General features: G+C 71.2%; 18 protein-coding genes. 9 read left to right on the plus strand and 9 right to left on the minus strand.

The window, feature by feature from the left end:
* Window positions 1-24 precede the first annotated feature (24 nt).
* A complete protein-coding gene (locus ABD256_RS07800; protein WP_344415073.1) occupies window positions 25-1041 on the minus strand; it encodes a sensor histidine kinase in 1017 nt (338 codons plus the stop codon).
* Between the two features lie 53 nt (window positions 1042-1094).
* Window positions 1095-1754, minus strand: a complete 660-nt coding sequence (locus ABD256_RS07805) for a response regulator transcription factor (protein ID WP_344415075.1) — start codon at window positions 1752-1754, stop codon at window positions 1095-1097.
* A gap of 125 nt (window positions 1755-1879) precedes the next feature.
* On the opposite strand from ABD256_RS07805, the gene mptB reads away from it, so the two are divergent.
* Both mptB and ABD256_RS07815 read left to right on the plus strand, forming a co-directional pair.
* A complete protein-coding gene (gene mptB, locus ABD256_RS07810) occupies window positions 1880-3427 on the plus strand; it encodes a polyprenol phosphomannose-dependent alpha 1,6 mannosyltransferase MptB (protein ID WP_344415077.1) in 1548 nt (515 codons plus the stop codon).
* A gap of 848 nt (window positions 3428-4275) precedes the next feature.
* On the plus strand, window positions 4276-5499 hold the full coding sequence (locus tag ABD256_RS07815) for a hypothetical protein (protein ID WP_344415079.1): 1224 nt from the start codon (window positions 4276-4278) through the stop codon (window positions 5497-5499).
* 694 nt (window positions 5500-6193) lie between these two features.
* Here the strand turns inward: ABD256_RS07815 and pdxR are convergent.
* Window positions 6194-7609 (minus strand): MocR-like pyridoxine biosynthesis transcription factor PdxR, encoded by a 1416-nt coding sequence (gene pdxR, locus ABD256_RS07820; protein ID WP_344415081.1) that lies wholly within the window; start codon window positions 7607-7609, stop codon window positions 6194-6196.
* Between the two features lie 47 nt (window positions 7610-7656).
* Between pdxR and ABD256_RS07825 the strand changes: the two genes are divergently transcribed.
* Both ABD256_RS07825 and ABD256_RS07830 read left to right on the plus strand, forming a co-directional pair.
* On the plus strand, window positions 7657-8844 hold the full coding sequence (locus ABD256_RS07825) for an MFS transporter (RefSeq protein ID WP_344415083.1): 1188 nt from the start codon (window positions 7657-7659) through the stop codon (window positions 8842-8844).
* 142 nt (window positions 8845-8986) lie between these two features.
* Window positions 8987-9112: a hypothetical protein gene (locus tag ABD256_RS07830; RefSeq protein WP_256451419.1), complete on the plus strand. Its 126-nt coding sequence runs from the start codon at window positions 8987-8989 to the stop codon at window positions 9110-9112.
* A gap of 204 nt (window positions 9113-9316) precedes the next feature.
* Here the strand turns inward: ABD256_RS07830 and ABD256_RS07835 are convergent, their stop codons facing one another.
* Complete coding sequence (locus ABD256_RS07835; RefSeq protein WP_344415088.1) at window positions 9317-10018, minus strand: hypothetical protein; 702 nt, start codon at window positions 10016-10018, stop codon at window positions 9317-9319.
* Here ABD256_RS07835 and ABD256_RS07840 point away from each other — a divergent pair.
* Window positions 10017-10280 (plus strand): hypothetical protein, encoded by a 264-nt coding sequence (locus ABD256_RS07840; protein ID WP_344415090.1) that lies wholly within the window; start codon window positions 10017-10019, stop codon window positions 10278-10280. The genes ABD256_RS07835 and ABD256_RS07840 overlap by 2 nt on opposite strands.
* A 1-nt stretch (window position 10281) precedes the next feature.
* Here ABD256_RS07840 and ABD256_RS07845 read toward each other — a convergent pair whose 3' ends face one another.
* Window positions 10282-13245 carry an arabinosyltransferase domain-containing protein gene (locus ABD256_RS07845; protein ID WP_344415092.1) on the minus strand — a complete coding sequence of 988 codons (2964 nt, stop codon included), beginning with the start codon at window positions 13243-13245 and terminating at the stop codon, window positions 10282-10284.
* A gap of 275 nt (window positions 13246-13520) precedes the next feature.
* Complete coding sequence (locus ABD256_RS07850; RefSeq protein ID WP_344415094.1) at window positions 13521-14258, minus strand: hypothetical protein; 738 nt, start codon at window positions 14256-14258, stop codon at window positions 13521-13523.
* Between the two features lie 145 nt (window positions 14259-14403).
* Between ABD256_RS07850 and ABD256_RS07855 the strand changes: the two genes are divergently transcribed.
* The 3 genes from ABD256_RS07855 to ABD256_RS07865 all read left to right on the plus strand — a co-directional run bounded on the left by ABD256_RS07855 (window position 14404) and on the right by ABD256_RS07865 (window position 16865).
* Window positions 14404-15138 (plus strand): DUF899 family protein, encoded by a 735-nt coding sequence (locus tag ABD256_RS07855; RefSeq protein ID WP_344415096.1) that lies wholly within the window; start codon window positions 14404-14406, stop codon window positions 15136-15138.
* Between the two features lie 120 nt (window positions 15139-15258).
* A complete protein-coding gene (locus tag ABD256_RS07860) occupies window positions 15259-15780 on the plus strand; it encodes a pyridoxamine 5'-phosphate oxidase family protein (RefSeq protein WP_344415098.1) in 522 nt (173 codons plus the stop codon).
* Complete coding sequence (locus ABD256_RS07865) at window positions 15765-16865, plus strand: serine hydrolase domain-containing protein (protein WP_344415100.1); 1101 nt, start codon at window positions 15765-15767, stop codon at window positions 16863-16865. Before ABD256_RS07860 ends, ABD256_RS07865 begins: the two co-directional genes overlap by 16 nt.
* A 42-nt stretch (window positions 16866-16907) precedes the next feature.
* Here the strand turns inward: ABD256_RS07865 and ABD256_RS07870 are convergent, their stop codons facing one another.
* The 3 genes from ABD256_RS07870 to ABD256_RS07880 are packed head-to-tail and all read right to left on the minus strand — an operon-like array spanning window position 16908 to window position 20492.
* Complete coding sequence (locus ABD256_RS07870) at window positions 16908-19079, minus strand: xanthine dehydrogenase family protein molybdopterin-binding subunit (protein WP_344415102.1); 2172 nt, start codon at window positions 19077-19079, stop codon at window positions 16908-16910.
* Complete coding sequence (locus ABD256_RS07875) at window positions 19079-20038, minus strand: FAD binding domain-containing protein (RefSeq protein WP_344415104.1); 960 nt, start codon at window positions 20036-20038, stop codon at window positions 19079-19081. The genes ABD256_RS07870 and ABD256_RS07875 overlap by 1 nt, the downstream gene beginning before the upstream one ends.
* Window positions 20025-20492, minus strand: a complete 468-nt coding sequence (locus tag ABD256_RS07880) for a (2Fe-2S)-binding protein (protein WP_344415106.1) — start codon at window positions 20490-20492, stop codon at window positions 20025-20027. Before ABD256_RS07880 ends, ABD256_RS07875 begins: the two co-directional genes overlap by 14 nt.
* A gap of 238 nt (window positions 20493-20730) precedes the next feature.
* On the opposite strand from ABD256_RS07880, the gene ABD256_RS07885 reads away from it, so the two are divergent.
* Window positions 20731-21315, plus strand: a complete 585-nt coding sequence (locus tag ABD256_RS07885; RefSeq protein WP_344415108.1) for a TetR/AcrR family transcriptional regulator — start codon at window positions 20731-20733, stop codon at window positions 21313-21315.
* The last annotated feature ends 331 nt before the right edge of the window (window positions 21316-21646 follow it).

Raw genomic sequence — 21646 nt, forward strand, 5'->3', positions numbered from 1 at the left:
CGGGCCGCCCGCGAGCTGGGCCGGCTACCCGGGATCGGCGCGTGGCAGCCCGACCTCCACCCGCAAACCCCCTTCGCGACCGGGGGTAGCCGAGACCGTGCCGTCGTGCGCCGCCGCGATCGAACGCACGATGGACAGGCCGAGGCCGACGCCGTCGCGGTGGCTCATGCGGTCCGCCGTGAGCCGCCGGAACGGCTGGAACAGCGCCGCGACCGACTCGGCGGGCACCCGCTGGCCGGAGTTGCGCACCAGCAGCGCGGGCTCGTCGGCGACCACCACCTCGACCCAGCCGCCCGGCTCGTTGTACTTGATCGCGTTGAGCACCAGGTTGCCGATCAGCCGTTCCAGCAGCACCGGATCGGCGGGCACCGTCCTGGCGGCCAGATTCCGGCGCAGGATGAGATCGTGCTCGGCGAGCCGTTCGGCGTGCGCGGTCAGCACGGAGTCGACCAGCTCGTCCAGGCGCACCGGCACCGTGCCGGGCAGGCCGCGATCGGCCTCGGCGAGGACCAGCAGGCCCTCGATCAGCCGTTCGTTGCGTTCGTTGACGGCCAGCAGCTGCGCGGCGAGCCGGTTGACCTCCGCGTCCTTGCCGTCACCGGTGACCACCGCGACTTCGAGCAGGGTCCGCTGCACCGCGAGCGGGGTGCGCAGCTCGTGCGAAGCGTTCGCGGCGAACCGGCGCTGCCCGTCGAAGGCGAGTGCCACCCGGTCCATCAGCCCGTTGACCGCGACCGCGAGACTCCGCAGCGGCCCCTCCAGGTCCTCCGGGCGCATGCGCTGGCCCAGGTTCTGCGGCCCGAGCTGGTTGATGGTCGTGGTGAGATCGGGCAACGGCCGCAGCACCCACCGCCGCACGAACCGCCGCGCCCACCAGAGCACCACGGCCAGCGCGATCAGCGCCGCCAGCCGCAGGAACATGGGCGGGCTGGCGTGCGCGCAGCTGACCCCCCGCGGGCAGAAGTCGCGGTAGACGAACGTGCCGAGAACCGCCTGGAGTGCTTCGACGACCGGGACGGCCAGTGCCAGGCCGCACACCACGCCGCCGAGGACCGCCAGTTCGACCCTGCCGTGCAGCGAAGCGAGAGACCGCCTCAGGTACCGAGACGGTAGCCAGCGCCGGGCACGGTGAAGATCACCGCCGGTTCGCCGAGCTTGCGCCGCAGCGTCATCACCGTCACCCGCACCGTGTTCGTGAACGGATCGGCGTGTTCGTCCCATGCCTTCTCCAGCAGTTCTTCCGTGCTGACGACCCGTCCCTCGGCGCGCATCAGCACCTCGAGCACGGCGAATTCCTTGGGCGACAACGCCAGCGGTCTACCGTCGCGCGAGGCGAACCGCCTGGGCGGGTCAAGCCGCACGCCCGCCCGGTCGAGCGTCGGTGGCAGCGCGGGAAGCGCGCGCCTTGCCAGCGCGTGCACCCTGGCGACCAGTTCGGCGAAGGCGAAGGGCTTGGTCAGGTAGTCGTCCGCCCCGAGGCCGAGCCCGTCCACGCGGTCCCGGATCCCGGCCGCGGCGGTCAGCATGATCACCCGGGTCTCCCCGCCGTCGGCGGCGACCTTCCGGCAGACCTCGTCGCCGTGCACCAGCGGCAGGTCGCGGTCGAGGACCACCACGTCGTACCGGTTGACCGCGACGCGTTCGAGCGCGGCGTCGCCGTCGTAGCAGACGTCCACCGCCATTCCCAGGTGCCGCAGCCCTTCGGCGACGGAGTCGGCGAGCAGCTCTTCGTCCTCGGCTACCAGAATTCGCATCAGGCTCCAGCATTGTTTTCCCGGACATCCCGACCTGTCGGGCCCATTGTCGTCACCGGCCCGATAAAGGCCGGATAAAGGCCGACCTTAACGGGCGGCGACCGCGCGCTCCGTAAACAGGCCGCATGTCTTGGGCCGGAAGGAACACCCTGGTCGGCGCGGTCGGGTCCGTGCTGGCCGCCCTCGGTGCGTTCGGGGCGGGCGCGACCCTGCTGCACGATCCCGTGTTGTCCGGAACACCGCTGGCCGTGTGGCGCTACGGGCACGGGAGAATGGCCGCCACCGCCGTGCTCTACCTCGGCCTGGCCATGTTGCTGCTGGCTTGGGTCCGGTTAGGACAGTCCACACGAGCGGGCAGGGTTTGCCGGCGGGACGTGGTGCGGGCGATATGGGCGTGGTCCGCGCCGTTGCTGCTGGCCCCGCCGTTGTTCAGCACCGATCTCTACCACTACCTCGCGCAGGGCGTGGTCGCGCACGCGGGATTCGATCCCTACACGACCGCCCCCGCCGACCTGTCCGGCCCGGTGATCGACAACGCGAGCGGGCAGTGGCAGGCGATGCCGTCACCGTACGGCCCGTTGTTCGTACTGCTCATGAAGAGCGTGGTGGCCGCGACCGGCGGCGCTCTCGTGCCGGCCACCCTGCTGGCCAGACTGGTGCTGGTCACCGGGCTCGCCTTGCTGTGCCGCGCGCTGCCCGCACTGTGCCGCCACCTCGGCGCGCGGCCGGAGTGCGCGCTGTGGATCGGGGTGGCGAACCCGTTGGTGCTGCTGTACCTGGTGTCCGGTGGTCACAACGACCTGTTGATGGCCGGGCTGCTGGCCGCGGGGACGGCGCTGGTGCTCGACCGCGCCCCGGTGCGGGGCTTCGCGCTGGTGGCGATGGCCGCGGCGGTGAAGGCGACCGCGGCGGTGGCGCTGCCGTTCCTGGTCTGGGTGGTGGCGGCGGACCTGGTCAGGGAAGGAGGTCCGGCGTGGCGCGCCTTCGGCCGCGCGGTGGCGCTCGGACTGTCCACTGTGACCGTCGCGTTCGGACTGTGCACCGTGGTCGCCGGCGTCGATCTCGGGTGGATCCGCACGATGGGCGGAAACGCGATCCTCGATCCACTGCTGTCCGTGCCGACCGCGCTCGGCAGGCTCGCCGGTCTGCTCAGCGGCACCGGCCCCGCTGAGCTGCTCGCGGGATTCCGGCTGGCAGGCTGGATCGCGCTCGCCGGGCTCGTCGCGTGGCTGTGGTGGCGTGCCAGAACCGGTGGCGCCACGGCGGTCCGGTGCGCGGCGGCGGCGCTGCTGGCCACCGCGCTGCTCACCCCGGTCTCGCTGCCCTGGTACTTCACCTGGCCACTGGTGCTCGGTGCGGCGGCCCCCTGGCCCGCCTCCCGTGTCGCCGCCGCCGCGGGCTTGTCGGCGTGGCTCGTGCTGAGCTCGCATCCCGACGGGAAGACCCTGCTGCCGCCATGGGGGTTCGCCGTGCTGGCGGTGGCGTCGATCGCGGTCGGCGTACTGACCCGCGGTATCTCTCGGCCACGGCACCTGCTCAATCGGGAACGGAATCCGCCGTCGAGAGCTGGTGCCCCGCCGGCACGTCCGCCGGAGCCAGGTCGTGCCGGAGATGGACGAACTCCACGCGCTGCCAGCGACCTCGTTCGCTCACCGAGCCGGGGTCGACCCTGATCCCGGCGACGACCTCGGGTGCCACCGCGGTGCAGTCGACCCGGAACCGCCGATCGAGACGGCCGCCCTGCCCGGCGCCGGTCCGCGACGGCCGCCACGGGTGCTCGTCGCCGGCCGCGCTGAACAGCCCGGCGAGCCCTTCCACCTCGTCGGGATCGTCGATGCGGACGACGCCGACCACGCCCAGTTTCCCGCTCCGCGCCGAATACCGGCCGAGGACGAGTTCCGACGGCCAGTCGAGCGACGGGTTGACGCCGCCCACGATCGCCGTCGTGGCGCGCAGCCTGGCGTCCGCCTCCCGCTGCCGTTGACGGCCCTCGCGGTTCTCCGACCACTGCGCGCGAAGGCCGGGACCGGTGCGGACCGGCCGCGCGCGCCAGATCCTCCGCGCCTGCCACGCCGCGGCCGCGGCCGACACCACGCCCAGTCCGAAAAGGACGAACATGAAAACGGGGCTGCCCTCCTCCGCGCTGTCCCGCAGCTCCTCGTAGGTGCGGACCGAACTGCCCGAACCGGACACCACGTGGCAGCGATCGCCGGGGCCCATCACCTTGCCGTCGCAGGTGACGGCCTTGTCGCCAGCCGGATCGGGCAGGAAGCCGGTCCCCTGCACGACCAGATATCCCGAGAGCAGCGCGAAGAAGACCACCGCGACCACCCGCGGCCACCACCAGCTGCCCTGATCTCGCCGCACGTCGCCCGTCCTCCATGATCGTCACCGCCGGTACCGGCCGTACCGTACGCGGACCACCTTGAAGAAACCTTGATCCGTCCATCCACACCGGACGATGCCAGCCAGGCCGCGGAGTTACGATCTTGCCCTCACGCGCGATCCGGGGAGCACCAGCATGACCAACCCGAACTGGCCGGGACACCAGGGACAGCCGTGGCCCCACGGCCCGCAGCAGCAGGGGCAGCCGCAGTGGCAGCAACCGCACCCTGGGCACCAGCAGTGGCAGCAGCAGCCCCACCCGTACCAGCGGCAGCCGCAGTTCCCGCCGCAACCGCCGCCACCACGGCGGCGGCGCGGCCCGGTCATCGCGATCGCCGCGGCCGTCGTGGTCGTCATCGCCGCGACCGCGGTGACGCTGGTGCTGACGCTCGGCGACAAGGACGACGGCGGGCAGCAGGCCGCCGCGCCCGGTGAGACCAGTTCGGAGTACACCGCCCCCGCCGACGGATCCGGTTACGACACCGCGGACTGGGACCAGCCGCTCCCGCTGCCGATCGGCGAGAACCGCTGCGCGTGGCAGAAGGACGTCGTCCAGGAGATCGGCGCGCTCGGCGGCGGGGTCACCGACTTCAAGGACAACACGTCGGGCTGCCAGTTCCTGCTCGGCGACGGCAACACGATCATCCAGGTGCGCGCGACCGGGCCGTACGACCGCATCAGCCAGGAAACCGGGGTGCTCGAACCGGCCCAGTTCGCTGGCGTGCCCGGCCGCGTGTACGCGTTCACCTACTCCAAGCACACCGGGTGCAGCGCGCTGCTGGCGAGCCGGTCGGTCGCGGTTCCCGCGGTCGACATCTCGACCAAGGACAAGGGCGGCGACCAGAAGCAGCACTGCGAACTCGCGAAGAAGGCCATGGAGGTCGTCGCCAAGAAGTACGTGCCCCTCGCGGGCGGCACCCCCGCGAGCGGCGCGGTCCAGGAGGTGCCCGCGAAGGCGTTCGAGGGCAAGACCGCCTGCGATCTCGCCAAGGCCGGCGCCGTCTACCTCGGCGTCGAGTCCGACAGCGCCAAGGAGGGCACCGACCCGCTCGGCAGCACCTGCACGCTCGACGGCGCCACCACCACCGCGAGCGCGAAGCTGACCAAGAGCACCACCCTCGACGGCGTGCCGCCGGTGCCCGGCGCGAAGGCGACGAACTCGAAGCTCGGCTCGTACCCGCTCCGCATGGAGCAGGAACCGGCCAAGTGCACGCTCAGCCTCGACTACGGCGGCGGGCACGTCTTCCAGCTCAGCATGGGCCCCAAGGACGGGAAGCCGGTGAACATCACCTGCCAGGCAGGCCGGGTGGCGATGGCCGTGGGCCTGGTCAACCAGCTCATGACGGCGTCCTACCAGTAGCCGCCCCGGTGGGATCCGGCTCGCCTACTGCCCTCCGTGACCGGTACAAGCGCGTCGTCGGCGCGAGCCCGCACAGCTACCGCGCCACCTTCCGGGCCGGACTGTCCACACGGGACGGTCAGTTCGCTCCGCGTGGCGATTCCCATGCCGTGAAGGTGACCTTCGGGGCGTCTGGGTCCCCGAAGGCCACCTTCGGGGTACGGCCTCCCGCGCGAGGGGTTCCTTGGGGAATCTAAGTCCCCGAAAGTCACCGTGATGATGCGCGCGTCGATTCCGGTGAGATGGGTGGCGGGGCGTGGAGCCACCCGGGGCTCGGTCCCCGAAGGGCACCTTCGGGGCATCTGACGCCGCGATCTCGCCCCTCGCGATGCGCGGCATGGTGATGCTGATGCCCTGAAGGTGCCCTTCGCGGCGTCAGATTCCCTCAAGGGCACCTTCAGGGCTCCACCCCGGAACCGAGAGCAGCCTCCACGACGGCCACATCCGCGACATGCACGTCCCTGAGGCCTCTTTCGGGGCAAGAGCGCGAGAACAAGAACGAGGCGCGAGCCGCGAAACCCCAGCGCATTCCCTGAAGGTGCCCTTCGCGGCGTCAGATTCCCCGAAGGCCACCTTCGGGGAATGCGCAGCGGGCCCAACCTTGGCCTCTACAGGAGCGTCCTTCAGGGCATGGCCGGTGCACCGAAGGCCCGGCTCAGCCGCGAAGCAGATCGGCGACGGTGGCGATACCCGCTTCGATCGCGCGGACCGGAGTGTTGCCGAAGCCGAGCACGAGCCGGGGGGCGAACTTTCCCGGCGTGCGGCGCATTTTCGCCATGCCGTAGAGCCCGACTCCGCGACGGCGCGCCTCCTCGATCAGCTGGTCCTCGTCGGCGCATTCCGGCAGGTGCAGCACGGCGTGGAAACCCGCCGCGAGACCGGTGACGCGCAGACCGGGAACGTGCTCGGCCAGTGCGGCGAGCAGTGCCTGGCGCCGCGCCGCGTACTCGGCGCGGGCACGCCGCAGATGCCGGTCGTAGCGCCCGGATTCGACGAGCGTGGCCAGTGCGAGCTGGTCGAGGCCGGGGCTGCTGCGGTCGGCGAGGAGCTTCCCTCGGGCCAGCGCGGGCAGCAGCCGGTCCGGCGCGACCAGCCAGCCCAGCCGCAGGGTCGGCGCGAGCGACTTGCTGACCGTGCCCAGCGAGACGACCCGGTCGGGCGCGAGTCCCTGCAGCGAGCCGACCGGATCGCGGTCGTAGCGGAACTCGGCGTCGTAGTCGTCCTCGATGATGACGCCGTCGCGTTCGCGCGCCCACGCGATCAGCTCCTGCCGCCGGTGCCCGGCGAGCACCACGCCGGTGGGCCATTGGTGCGCGGGCGTCACGAGCACGGCGCGCGCCCCGCTGCGGTCGAGCGCGCCGACGTCGAGACCGTCTTCATCGACCTCGACCGGGATCGCGCCCATCCCGGAGGCGGCCGCCAGTTCGGTCATCGAGCCGCCGGGTCCGGGGTCCTCGAAGGCGAGCGCGTCGATGCCGTCGGCGGCCAGTGCCCGCACGACCAGTCCCAGTGCCTGCGCCATCCCGGCGCAGACGATGATCCCGTCCGCGGTGGCCGCGACCGCCCGCACGCGCCCGAGGTAGCCCGCGAGGACCTCGCGCAGCCGCCGCTCGCCGACCGCGTCCCCGTAGTCGAACGCGGAGTTCGGGCTCGTACGGCAGACCTCCTTGATGGCCCACGCCCAGTCCTCCCTCGGCGCCAGGCCCAGATCGGGGACACCGGACCGGAAGTCGGCGACCGCGAGCCGCGGCGGCGTTTCGCGAACCGGGCGCGGCGGCGACGCGCCGGTGCGGACGGTCGCGGTGGCGGCCACCCGCGTGGCCGATCCGGCACGGCTGGTCAGGTACCCCTCCGCCTGTAGCTGCGCGTAGCAGTCCTGGACGAGGCCACGGGACAGGCCGAGCGCGCGGGACAGTTCGCGTGAGGACGGCAGGCGCTCGTTTTCGCCGAGGCGGCCACTTCGGATGGCGTCGCGCAACTGGTCTTCGAGCTGCGAGCGCAGCCCGGCACCACTGGTCCGGTCGATCGTGACGAACAGCTCCGGACCCGAACCGGCCCACTCCACAGGCATGGAACTGGACCTTACCCGTGATCCGGTTCGCTTCTAGCGTCATTCCCATGACTTGCGACGCCCTCCCCCAGCCCGCGGTTCTCGAAACGCCGCGCACCAAGCTGCTCTCCCGCGCGCTGCTGCTGCGCTTCGTGTCGATCATCGGTTCGTCGATCGGCTTCTACCTGCCCCTGTCGGTGGTGCCGATGTTCGCGAAGGAGACCGGTTCGGAAAGCGGCGCCGGTCTCGCGACGGTCGCCCTGCTGCTGGCCACCGTGGCGTGCGAACTGGTGACGCCCCGGCTCATCACCAGGATCGGCTACCGGTGGGCGCTGGCCGTCGGGCTCGTCCTGCTCGGCGCGCCGACCGCGCTGCTGACGTTCTGCGACAGCGCTTGGATGATCGTCGGGGTCAGCGTGGTCCGCGGCGCCGGGTTCGCCATCGCGGTGGTCGCGGGCGGCGCAGTCACGGCCGCGCTGATCCCGGCCGACCGGCGTGGCGAAGGGCTCGCGCTCGTCGGGCTGGTCGGCGGGGTGCCCGGTCTCCTCGCGTTGCCCGCCGGTGTCTGGGCGGCGGCGCACTGGGGGTACGCGCCGGTGTTCGCGGTGACGGCGGCGGCCACCCTGCTCGCCCTGCTGTCCATTTCCGGCCTGCCGCGCCGCGCCGCCACGGCCGGACCCGATGGCCGCCACGGCGTGCTCGCCGCGCTCCGCAACCCGGTACTCACCCGCCCGGCGACGGTCTTCGCGGCCGCTTCCGTGGCGATCGGCGTGTTCGTCACGTTCCTCCCGCTCGCGCTCACCGGCCAGCCGTCGTGGGTCGCCGCCGCGGCGCTGCTCGCCCAGCCCGCCGCGTCCACGCTTTCCCGTCTCGTCGCCGGACGGCTCGGCGACAAGTGGGGCCCCGCCCGGCTGATCGGGCCCGGCCTGGTGGTGGCCGTCGCGGGCATGGCCACCCTCGCCGTCACCGGTTCGCCGTCCATGGTCATCGGCGGGGCGCTGGTGTTCGGGGCCGGGTTCGGCGTGCTGCAGAACGCGACGCTGGTGCTGATGTACGCCCGGGTGCCCGCCGGTGGCGAAGGCGCGGTGAGCGCGATCTGGAACGCCGCCTACGACCTCGGCATGGCGGGTGGCGCGCTCGGCGCAGGCCTTCTCGTCGCCCCGATCGGCTACCCCGCGACCTTCGTGCTCGCCGCCGTCGTGCTGGTCCCCGCGCTCGCCGTGGTCCGCCGCGACCGCGGTTCCGCCGAGAACTGACCGTGGCGAAGGCCTGCGCCCGCGGCGCCACCTACCGGCCGAAGGCGGCGGCGCGCTGTGTGCCAGGCCACATCCGGGAATGATCGCGGCCGCCGCGCGCTGAACCCGGTACGGAGCCCGCCATCGTCCACAGAGGAGAGACATGTCCGCCACCCCGACCGAGACGGCGCAGCCCGAGCTGGTGCCCGCACTCGACGACTTCGACTTCGAACTCACCGACGGCGCGGCCTGCCGCATCGACGACCCGGACTGCGAAGCCTGCCAGTAAAGCCGGTCAGGCGAGCTCGTCGCGGAGCGCGTTTCGCGGCAGCTCGCGCGACCGAGGGCGACGGGTCGTCGAGAAGCTGGGCGACGGACTCGCGGCCCGCCGCGTCCAGCCCCCACGTCGTCATGGCAACCGGTGGGGGCGTTCGGTGCGCACGACGATCAGCGCCGCCGCCTTCAGCACCACGACCCCGGCGCCTGACCGCGGTTACCTGCGCCAGGTCACGTTCCGGGACGGCTTGTCCTCGTACGGGCTCTTCGAGTACGCGACCGAGACGACCGGGTCGGCGGCCACCCCGAACATGAGGTCGCAGGTCTCGTACTTCGCGCCCTTGACCGAGAAGTCCTTCGGCGCGAAGTCGTTGTCGGTGCAGCCAGGCACGTCGGTCTTGGCGCCGATGCCGAAGACGGTGCCGGGGAAACCACCGCTCTTCGTGGTCGCCCACAACGACGGCGCCTGCACCTCCGCGAGGTTCACGCCGTCCACATTGGTCAGTACTTTGTGGACGAAGAAGAACATCTTGCCGCGTAGCTGCTTCTTGTCCTCGTCCTTGAGCTTGAGGTTGTCGATGTCCGCGTCGGCGGCCTTCACCACGTCGACGGTCACGGAGATCCCGAGCAGGCCCTTCGCGTACGTGCTGTTGAACGGGACCACCGCCTGCTCGCCGAACTTGAGCTTGGTGCCCGGCTTCGTCGTGGCGTCGGTGAGCTCCAGTGCCGGGCTGGTGGTCAGGTACGGCTTGTCCGGGGTGGTGGTCACCGGCGCCGAGGGCGGGGCGCTGGTCAGCGGCACCGTCGCGCTCTGCCTGCCGTTCGGGGGCTGGGGTTCCGCGTCGGCCGAGCACCCCGCGAGTGCGAGGGCGAGCGCGGTCACGGCAAGGGCGGAGTGGCGTCTTCGATACTGGTTCATGAGGTCCTCTGTGCTCTCGGGTTCAACCGACCTTAAAGGACCCGAGAGCGATGTCGACCCGGATCCCGCCGAACGGGCCGCGATCTTCCTCGCCTGCGCCGATCGGCACCGAGCACATCGCGGTTTCGCCGACCTACACCGCTACACCCGCACCACCACGCACGCCTACCCGCTCATCGCGATCGACCGCACCGAGCCGGTCGTGCTCACCGACCTGGCCCGCCGCCGCGCCGCGCTGACCAGAGCCACACCCGCTAAGTAGCTCACCAGCCCGGTGCCGTCGTGGTGCCGCGCCGCAGGCGGTAGGCGTTGTCCGCGTACGGTCTCGTGAACCGGTAGACCGTCCTCATCGGAGTGCCCGGGTCGGTGTCGAGCACGGTGTACAGCCGGGTGATCGTCGAGGAGCGGAGCTGCGGGCCGAGCAGCCCGCCGACTCCCGGCGTCCACGTGCCGCCGGAGGTGGCGGCGTGCTCGCTCTCGTCGGGGCCGAACCCGAAACCGACGGCGTACGACACCGGCGACACGATGCCGTCCGCGAGCACCGGCTGCCCCTGGCAGGGGTAGAGCCAGGTGAGCTGCCAGTCGACGAGGGTCCTGCCGTCGCGGGGCAGGGCACTGCCGACCGGGACGACCTGCCGCGCGGTGGGCATCGCGAACGAGAGCCAGTTCCGGGTCACCTCGGCGGTCAGCCGGAAGGCGACCGCGCCCGGTGGCAGGTTCTCGCCACGGCTGATCGACACGTCACGCCAGCCGATGTCGTCCTCGGCGGCGCTGAACTCGGTGGTGGCGACCACTTCGCCGGACGCCGTCGCGAACTCGGCGGTCAGGCTGTTGCCGTCGCCGGTCTGACCGCTCACGGTGGTCATGAGCTGGTTCCTCGCGGACAGGCCGGACGGCAGCTTCAGCCAGGGTGAGGTGAACCGCGCCGGGCGACCGGACTCATCGGGCACGTTGCCGTAGACCTCGGCGGTGGCGGGTCCCGGCTCCGGCGGGCTGGCCGAATACCAGACGTTCCGCTCGAACCCGTCCGTCACGGGGGCGCCGGAAGCCACTTCGACCGGGCGGGCGGAATCCGGGTCGGCGACCCGCAGCACCCGCGCCTCGCCGCACTGGGCGGCGAGCGGGTCGCGCACCGCGTCGGCCCAAGGCGACCAGGTGTGCCAGGTGCGCGCGGTCGCGACGCCGAAACCGCCGACGAGGAAACCCAGTTCCGCCACCAGGAAGCACGCGACGACGAGGGTCGCGGCGGACATCGGCGCGAAGGCGCCGCGACGTCTTCGCAGCAAGAACGCACCCGCGACGACGAGCCCTGTGACCACAATGGACACCGTGCCGGGCAGAAGCGGTTGCCCGGCAAGGGGAACGCCGGGCAGCACGTCGTCGGCCCAGACGTTGCGGCCCGCACCGGAAAGCAGGACCCAGCCAGCGGCGCCGGTCAACAGCAGCGTCCCGAGCACCGCCGTCCACCGGCCGTCGCCGACCAGCCGCCGCACCAGGCCCGGCCCGGCGAGTGCGGACCAGGTCAGGAAGATCGTCGCCACGCCGGCGAACGCGCCGAAGTGCCAGGTCCACTTGGACGGCGTGAGCACGAGGAGGCCGAGGCCGAGCGCGCAGGTCCAGCCGGTGAGCCACAGCGCCCACGGCAGCGGCCGCCGCCTGCGTCGGGCGCGCACGCACAGCACGACGAAGAACGGGAGGACGAGCAGCAGCAACAACACCGGTGTGCGCAGGGCGAAGTTGCCGAGCGAGTTGCCGCCGAGCAGGGACCGGTAGCGGTCGAACTCGTCGTGCAGCGGATCCGGTGGCCCGGTTTCGAGCCCGCCGCCGAAGGACGAACTGCCGCGGAGGAAGTCGGCGAGCGTCCCGTCGGCGAATCCGGCGAACGCGGAGACGGCGGCGCAGGACAGCACGCACACCACCGTGGCGGCCGCGACCGCGCCCGATCGGGCGGTGCGCCGGACCAGCTTCACCGCCGCACCCGCGCCGAGTGCCAGTGGCAGCACCACGAGCACGCCCGCGGTGTGCGCGATCAACCCGAGCGAGGCCGCACCGACGGCGAGACCGAGGTACGCCACGCGCTGACGACGCCTCGCGGCGAGCACGGCGGCGACGGTGACCGTCAGGCACGCCGCGACCGACGCCTCCTGCCGGGTCCCGAGCCCGAACGGCAGCCACCAGGCGAGGAACAGCAGCGCGGGGACGAACATCCGCCGTCCGCGCGCCACCTCGGCGACCGCACCGCGCACCGCGAGCCAGGTGACGATCCCGAACAGCAGCGACGGCGCGCGGAGCAGCACCGGGGCGTTGCCGAGTTCCAGCCACCACGAATAGAGCCGCAACAGCCAGGTGAACGGGACGTAGGAATTGTTGTGGTACATGTAGTAGTTGCCGAAATAACCCGCGTGTTGGTGATTCTCGGCCATGGCGTACATCCAGCCGTCGTCACTCGTCCTCGGCGCGAGGAACAGCCACGCGACCAGCGCGGCACCCACGAGCACGTCGGGGGTGCCGATCCGGAAGCGGCGTTTCCGGCGGGGATTCTTCCGCCGGTGCAGCGCGAGCAGACAGGCCGCGGCGGTGACGGCGCTGATCGCGACCATCCCGAGCAGCACGAGCTTCAGCGGTGCCGGCGAGTTCGCGAACCGGTCGTCGACCCGCACCGTGACGTCGAGATCGGGACCGGGCAGGGCGGTGATCGACGTGACGAGCGCGTCGACGTCGGGCATCGCCGAAGTGCCCAGCCGCTGCCCGTCCCTGGTGTAGACGAGGTGGCCGTCCACCGCGCCGATCTCGTACCGGCACGAACTCGCCGGGACCCGGTCCCGGAACAGCACCGTGGTACCGAGGAACGCGGTGAGCATGCCGTTCTCGGCGGTGATCCGCAGCCCCTCGGCGCGCTCGGGCTGGTCCGGATCGGTGGTGGCGAGTACGACGCGGGAAGCGCGATCGGCTTCGGTGGCGGCGGCCGCATCGACCGCACGGCAGGAGAACGCGGCCTTCAGGTCGAGCGGCTTCCCCGCCTCGAGCGAAAGGAGCGTGGACTCGGGCGCGGTGGCCACGAGCGGCCAGCTGACCGACGGGTCGTTCACCTCGACCGGAGCCACCGGCAGCGCGAGCGCACCGAGAATGGTGAGCGCACCGGCGCAGCAGGCGACCGCCGTCAGCCACCTCCGGCGGACGCGGGCGCGCACCGGTACCGGAGTTGTCGGCGTACGGCTTTCCAGCACAGCGGGCAGCGCGGGGATAGCCCCTCCCCAAGAGACAAGTGGTGTCCCCGCAAAGATAGAGCTTTTCGGGAAAGTCGATAACCCCTATCGAATCGCCCGGACGTCCCGCACAATTGCCCGATCGGCCCGCGCGGCAGGAAAGGCACTGGCATTCCGCCAGAAGACCGGGTGATCCGATCGCCCCGGCTACACCGAAAGCACCAACCCCTTGCCGCCGAAGGGAACGGCCCGTGTCCCGGTCACCGAGAAAAGTGCACCGGGACACGGGCCGCCCGCTAAGGAATGACCCGGTTCCTCAGGTTGTTGGGGTAGGGGCCAGCGCCGTGGACGCCGAGTTCGTGCGCCAGGTCGAAGTTGTAGAAGGGGTGCACGGAGAAGTACCCCTGCAGGTTCTGGCCGCCGAAGCAGACCGGGTCCGCCCCGTTCGGCGAGTTGGGGCCGTTGCAGAGGCTCAGCGTGGGATAGCGGAAGGAGCCGAGCGGGCGGAAACCGCCACCCGGCCCGGGGAAGGGCAGGTAGCCGTTCACGCCACCGGGGTCACCCGGCCAGTTCGACTCCTCCTTCTGCCGCCGCCCGTCCGCGAGCAGGATGCCCTGGATGTTCCGGTCCGGTGGCTCGGTCTCCAGCACGTTCCCCGCGATGAGGGCACCTTCGCTGAACCCGGCGATGATCACCCTCGTGTTCAGGTCGCACCCGGAAGTGACGTACAGGTTGTAGAGCGCGGTCCGGAGATTGGCGACCCCGATGTCGACGTTGCTCCACAGGTTCACGTCGGGCTGCGCGTTCGGGTAGGGAATGCGCACCGGGTTGGCGCCCTCGGGCGCGGTGGTGGCGTTGAGCATCCCCTCCGCGCCGCCGTCGGTGTACCCCGGAACCACGAACATGACCGGGCCGCACGGTTGCGCGGCGTGCGCCGACGGCGCGGGCCCGATGGTCAAACCGGCGGCGGCGGCGAAGGACAGGGCGAACGCCGTGACCCATCGTCGTCGCCGCGCACCGAATCTGGTCGTCACGTCTTCTCCTCACTGTGCGTCCCCAGCTGGCGGCGCGACGGTAGCGGCCGTCGATGAAGCCTCGATGAAAGCGCGGACCAGTTGACGCAACCATTCAGTTGCCATAATGTGGCAATCAATCGGTTGCTACTTAGTGGAGGGTGTCATGGGTCTTCCCGAGCACGAACGAACCGCGCTGCCTGCCGTGGTCGACCGCGCCACCTGGCAGTCCCGCCGGGACGAGCTGCTGGCCAGGGAAAAGGCGCACACCCGCGAAGGGGACGCGATCGCGGCGGCACGCAGGCGGCTGCCGATGGTGGAGGTGGACCCGGCCACCGCGCTGACCGGACCGCACGGGCCGGTCACGCTGCTGGACGTGTTCGAGGGCCGCAGCAAGCTGATCGCGTACTTCCACATGTGGCACGCCGATCATCCCGCCGCGGCCCAGTGCGAGGGCTGCACGTTCTACAACGGACAGGTCCGCGAACTGTCCTATCTGCACTCCCGCGACGTCACCTACGCGACGCTCTGCCACGGCCCCTACGACGAAAGCGTCCGCTATCGCGACTTCATGGGCTGGGACGTGCCCTGGTACTCGATGCGGGGTTCCGCCGACGCGCTGTTCGCCGATCGGTACCCGTTCATGCTGGCGTGCTACCTGCGGCACGGGGAAAGGGTGTTCGAAACCTATTCGACCAGCGGCCGGGCGGTCGAGGTGATGGCACCGACCTACGGGCTGCTGGACCTGACCGTGCACGGCAGGCAGGAAAGCTGGGAGGACTCCCCCGCGGGCTGGCCGCAACCGTGGCCGGTCGACGGCGAGCTGCTCCGCACCGGCGGGCGTCCGACGGCCCAGTGGTCGCGGCTGGAATCCGGGCGCGCCGACGAACTGAGCCGTTAGCCGCACTTTCCGCGCGGACCGATGAGTTTCGCTTCGAGTTCAGGTCACACCGAGGGACATAGCATCCACCGGAGGGTGTGCCCGGACGGCCGAGCACACCCCAGTGACCCGAGGAGCGACATGGCAGACCACGAACCGGACACCGCGCTGGGACCGTTCTCGTCTCCCGAAGCACAAGCGACTCCGTGGGCATCGGCGTTGGCGATCCTCGGCGAGGCGGAGGTGTTCTGGCTTTCCACCGTGCGGCCCGACGGGCGACCGCACGTGACGCCGTTGCTGGCGGCTTGGACCTTGGACGGCCTGTGCTTCACCACGGGTGCCCAGGAGCGGAAGGCGCAGAACCTCGGGCCCAATCCCCGCTGCGTGCTGACGACGGGCACGAACGCCTTGACCGGTGTGGACGTCGTGCTCGAGGGCGTCGCGTCCGTGGTGGACGAGCGTTCCGAACGCGTACGGGCCGTCGCGGACTTCGAGCGGAAGTACGGCGCGCACCTGACCAGCCCCGAAGGGACCTGGTACGGGCTGGGCCAAGCCGTCATCGACGGCGGCATCAGGCTGTACCGGGTCGCGCCTGCCGTCGGATTCGCCTTCGGCAAGCTGCCGACGGCCAGCCAGACCCGCTACACGTGGCCGAGCCGGTGACGACGGCGTCCACGTTGCAGCACAAGGTCCAAGCCGTGCTCGGCGAACTCGTCGGCGCCGGAGCCGAAACCGGTTTGCAGGTTGCCGTGCACCACCGCGGCGCCCTCGTCGCCGACGCCGTCGCCGGTGTCGCCGACAGCCGCACCGGGCGCGGGATGACCCCGGAGACCCCGGTCTTCAGCTTCTCGGCAGGCAAGGTCATGACCTCGCTGATCGCGCACCTGCTCGTCCGGACCGGTGCCGTCGGATACGACACGCCGGTGGCCGAGCTGTGGCCGGAGTTCGGTGCCCGCGGCAAGGCGGCCACGACCCTCCGGCACGTGCTCACGCACTCGGCGGGTGTGCCCGCGATGCCTCGCGGCATCGGCCCCGCCGACCTGGCCGACTGGTCACGGGTCTGCGCCGCGATCGCCGACGCCGAACCCCGGTGGCGGCCAGGGAGCAAAACGGGGTACCACTCGTTCACCTTTGGCTTCCTCGTCGGCGAGATCGCGCGCCGGGCCACCGGCAAACCGATGCGGCAGCTCTTGCACGAGTGGGTCGCCGCGCCCCTCGGCCTCGAAGGTGACCTGTACTTCGGTGTGCCCCGGACCGAGCTGGCCCGGCTGGCACGGCTCGAAGACGCCACGCCGCCGGTCGCCCCACCCGAGGACGACGGCATCCTCGCGCCGTGGGAACGGCACCCGACCGCGGCCATGGGCAACAGCCACGAGATCCTGCAGGCGGACATCCCGTCGGTCGGCACCTTCACCGCGCGGGGAATCGCCGCCGTGCAGGCCGCGGTCCTCGACGGCCGTCTCCTCGATCAACACCAGCTCGCCGAGGTGACGGCGGTGGCTTTCGAGGGCACCGACCAGGTCTTCGGCAACCCCGCGCGGCTGGCCCTCGGCTATCCGCTCGGCCGCATCGGCACTCGGCCGGACGAGGCATCCGCCACCTTCGGCTGGGTCGGTGGCGGCGGCAGCTACGTCTGCGCCGACGCCGCCACCGGCACTTCCTTCGCCATGACCAAGACCCGCCTCACCCCGCACTTCGCCACCGCCCAACGACTCGCCGACCTGGCCGCGGCCGAAACCAGGGAGTAGCAAGGGAAATAGCGCCCCGAAGGCGACCTTCGGGGCGCTTCGTCAGTCCAGCAGGGCCTCGATCGTGATCGGGATGTCCCGCACCCGGATGCCGGTGGCGTTGTAGACGGCGTTGGCCACGGCCGCCGCCATGCCGACGGTGCCGATCTCGCCGAGCCCCTTGGCGCCGACGGCGTTGTGCAGGGTGTCCGGGTACTGGACGAAGTGGACGTCGACCTCGGGGATGTCCGCGTTCACCGGGAGCAGGTAGCCCGCGAAGTCGCCGTTGGCGAGCCTGCCGTTCGCCTCGATCTCCAGTCCCTCGTGCAGGGCCGCCGAAACGCCCCAGATCATGCCGCCCATGAGCTGGCTGCGGGCGGCCTTCTCGTTGATGACCCGGCCGGCGTCGAACACGCCGAGCATGCGGGAGACGCGGGCTTCGCGCGTCCACCTGTGCACGCGGACCTCGCAGAACTGGGCCCCGAACGAGCTGAACGAATGCTTGGTCAGCTCCTCGCCCGGCGCGGACGAGCCGTTCGCGGAAATCGACGGACGGCCCAGTGCCCGCAGCACCTCGCCGTAGGTCATCGATTCGCGGTCGCCGTGCACGCGGCCGTCGGCGTAGGTGACTTCCTCGCCGTCGAACGGCGCGCCGGGCGCGGACGCCGCGGCCAGCAGGTCGTCGATCACCTTGGCGGCGGCGATCATGATCGCGGTGCCCGCGCTCGCGGTGGCGGTCGAACCGCCCGACATGCCACCTGGCGGGAGCGCCGAGTCACCGAGCTTCGGGGTGATCCGCTCCGGCGAGATGTCCAGCGATTCACCGCCCACCAGCGAAAGCACGGTCAGCAGGCCGGTTCCGGGGTCCGCTCCGCTCGTCGCGACCTCGGCCGTTTCGTCCGCCAGCAGGGTGACGCCAACGGTGGCCGGGAAGCGCAGTGCGGGGAACATCGCGGTGGCCGTGCCGAGACCCACGAGCCAGTCGCCGTCGGTGTGCCCGTCCGGCGAGCGGTGCGCCCAGCCGAACCGTTCCGCGCCGACGCGGAAGCACTCGTCGAGGTGCTTGCTCGACCACTGCAGGTCCTTGCCGGGCGGTGCGGTCGAGTTGTTCCGCAGGCGCAGGTCGATCGGGTCCATGCCCAGCGCCACCGCCAGCTCGTCCATCGCGCTCTCCAGCGCGAACGACCCCGGCGCCTCGCCCGGCGCGCGCATGAACGTGGTCGGCGGGATGTTCAGCGGCACCATCTTCTGGCTGAGCGCCAGGTTCCGGGTGGCGTACCACTCGCGCGAGGTGCCGTGCGAGGTCGGTTCGACGAACGACCGCTCCGTGTCGGTGCTGCACCAGGAATCATGGCGCAGCGCGACGAGCGTGCCGTCCGGTTCGGCCCCGAGCGTCATCTTCTGGACCGTCGCGGCACGCCCCGCGGTCGCGGTGAACACCTGCTCCCTGGTGAGCGCGGCCTTCACCGGCCTGCCGAGCGCCCTCGACGCGGCCGCCGCCAGGAACGCGGGCGCGGAGGTCCTGCCCTTGCCGCCGAACGCGCCGCCGACGAACGGGTTCACCGCGTGCACGGCCTCCGGGGCCAGCTCCAGCGCACCTGCCAGCTCGGCCGCCTGGAGGTTCGCCCCCTGGTTTCCACTGTAGACGGTCATGGTGCCGTCTTCCCACACGGCGACCGCGGAATGCGGCTCCATCGCGGCGTGGTTCTGGGTGGCCGTGGTGTAGGTCGCCTCGACGACGACCGGGCTCGCGGCCAACGCGTCCTCAAAGGACTCGACGTCGTCGGCGAGGATTTCGAGGGTCGACGGTGAGCCGTCCCTCGCCGACGGCGCGTCTTCGGCCGAGGCGAGCCCCTCCTCCAGCGAGGTGAGCGCCGGTAGCTCGCGGTAGGAGACCTCGACGAGCATCGCCGCGTCGCGGGCCTGCTCGAAGGTCTCCGCCACCACGAAGCCGATCGGCTGGCCGTAGTAGGTGACTTCCTTGTCCTGCAAGGGAACCCAGGTCTCACCGAATATCGGCAAGCTCGGCGTGCGCAGTTCCAGCGGGTCGAACGGCGAGTACACGCCGAGCACGCCGGGTGCGCTCGTCGCCGCCCTGGTGTCGACGGCCTCGATCTCGCCGTGGGCGATCGTGCTGAGCACGACGTAGCCGTAGGCCATGCCGGGGAAGTGGTGATCCGCCCCGTACGCGGCCTGGCCGGTGACCTTCTGCGGCGCGTCCAGCCGGGTGATCATCAGCGGCTCCCCTCGGTCAGTTCGAGCAGTGCGCGGACGATGGTCCGCTTGAGCAGTGCGGTCTTGAAACCGTTACCGGACAACGGCTTCGCTCCTTCGACGGCCAGCGCCGCGGCAGACTCGAACGAATCGAGCGTCGCGGGCGCGCCGCGCAGGGCCGTTTCGACCACGGGGAGCCGCCACGGCACGGTGGCCACCCCGCCCACCGCGACCCGCGCGTCGACGACCCGCGAGTCCTGGATGTCGAGCGCGACCGCGGCCGAGCACAGCGCGAACTCGTAGGACTGCCTGTCCCGCACCTTGACGTAGGTCGAGCGCGCCGCGAAGTCCAGCCTCGGGACCACGACCTCGGTGATCAGCTCGCCGGGGCGCAGGTCGTTCTCCACCTCGGGGGTGTCCCCCGGCAGGCGGTAGAAGTCGGCCAGCTTCACGACGCGGCTCCCGTCGTCACCGACCAGCCGGACCTCGGCGTCGAGCGCGACCAGCGCGACGGCGACGTCACTGGCGTGGGTCGCCACGCACGAGCCGCTCGTGCCGAGCACGGCGTGCATCCGGTTGGCGCCCGAAATGGCGGGGCAGCCGCTCCCCGGCTCCCGCTTGTTGCAGGGTGTTGCGACGTCCCGGAAGTAGGTGCACCTGTTGCGCTGCAACAGGTTTCCACCGATGCTGGCCATGTTCCGCAACTGCTGGGACGCGCTCAGGAGCAGGGCGCGGGAGATCGCAGGGTAGACGCCGGGGTGCGCCGCGATGTCGCTCATCCGCTCCAGCGCGCCGAAGCGCAGCCCGTCGGCGGTGTCGATACCGTGCAGCGGCAGCCCGTTGATGTCCTGCACCTGCGACGGCGTAAGCACGTCGAGCTTCATCAGGTCGACGAGGGTGGTCCCGCCGGCCAGGAAGGTGCCGGGCGCGGCGACCGCGGCTTCGACGGTCGTGGGCGCGGTCAGCTCAAAGGGACGCATCGACCCTCCCCGCCTTCTCGGTGGCGGCCTGTTCGATCGCCGCGACGATGTTCGGGTAGGCGGCGCACCGGCAGAGGTTGCCGGACATGAACTCGCGGACGTCCTCGACGCCCTGCTCGACCGCCGCGACGGCGGACATCACCTGGCCCGAGGTGCAGAACCCGCACTGCAGGGCGTCGCAGTCGACGAACGCCTGCTGGACGGGGTGCAGCTCGTCCTCAGTGGACAGTCCTTCGACCGTGGTCACCTCCTGCTTGACGGTCGCGGCGAGCGTGAGGCAGGACAGCACCGGCCTGCCACCGACGTGCACGGTGCAGGCGCCGCACTGGCCACGGTCGCAGCCCTTCTTCGGACCGGTGATGGCGAGGCGCTCTCGCAGCGCGTCGAGCAGCGTCACGCCGGGGTCGACGCTCAGGCGCGCGGGCCTGCCATTGATTTCGAGCGAGATGTCCAACGGGATCTCTTTCCCAGATCGCCCACGAAGGGAGCGTGACGGCATGGCGGTGGTGGTGGCAGTGCGTCGGGGATCGTCACGGCGAGCAACCGGATATTCATCCGCTTCACCGTGTGTCCGAGGCTAGCGGATTACAATCCGGTTCGCAATGAAAGTTCTCACCCCGGAGTTACTCCAGGTTCTGCGGGGTCTTGCACTACATTCCACGATGGACGGGACGCAGGCGTGAGGAGGGACGATGACGACGGGATCGGTCAACCCCCGGCGCGCGGACACGCGGCGTAACCACGAGCGCATCCTCACCGCGGCCGCGGATTCGCTCGCCGAGACGGGCGAAGTCTCGTTCAACGCCGTCGCGAAGACCGCCGAAGTCGGGGTCGGCACGGTGTACCGGCACTTCCCCACCCCGGAAGCGCTCATCCTGGCCGTCTACGACCGCGAGGTGCGGCACCTGGTCGAGGTCGTGCCGCACCTGCTGGAGCGCTACGCCCCGGACCGCGCCTTCCTGGTGTGGACGACCGATCACCTCGCGCACTACATGATGACCAAGCGGGGCCTCGCCAACGCGCTGCGCGTCGCGACGGTGGCGCAGGGCAAGCTACCCGCCGACGCCTACGAATCCATGGTCGGCGCCGTCGCCACCCTGTTGGCAGCCAACGTCGAAGCCGGGACCGTCCGCGCGGGCCTCGCCCCGGAAACCGTCCTGCGCGCCCTGGGCGGCCTGCTGTACCTCGACCCGACCGGCGACTGGCGAAGCGAAACCGAGAAGCTCGCCGACCTGCTGTGGCACGGAATGTGCGCGGGCGGCCGGGAAGCCCGCTGAGCAGGTGCGGGGTTGCCGGATCCGAAAACGGTGGTGCGGACGGTCTCGGTTGACCGATTCGGCCCCTTGGCGCGACGAACGCCGGTATCGCCGGGTTCGTGGTGCTCGCGTGTTCGGTGTGTTTGGTGGGCACGGTGAAGGTTTCAGGCACGCCTTCGGCGCGCCGGGTGAAACTGCCGCTCCTCGGTGCAGGTCGCGTCGTTGGTCACCAGCGACAGTTCCCCACGGAACGGACAAGGTGGTCACCTTCGCTGCCGTACCCGACTGGCGCTGCGACCGGCACGTGATCGGCCGGTCGTGCGGTGGTTCGCGGCTGGCGCAGAGCGGTTCG

The sequence above is a fragment of the Amycolatopsis minnesotensis genome (genome assembly GCF_039529815.1).
Taxonomy (GTDB): Bacteria; Actinomycetota; Actinomycetes; order Mycobacteriales; family Pseudonocardiaceae; genus Amycolatopsis; species Amycolatopsis minnesotensis.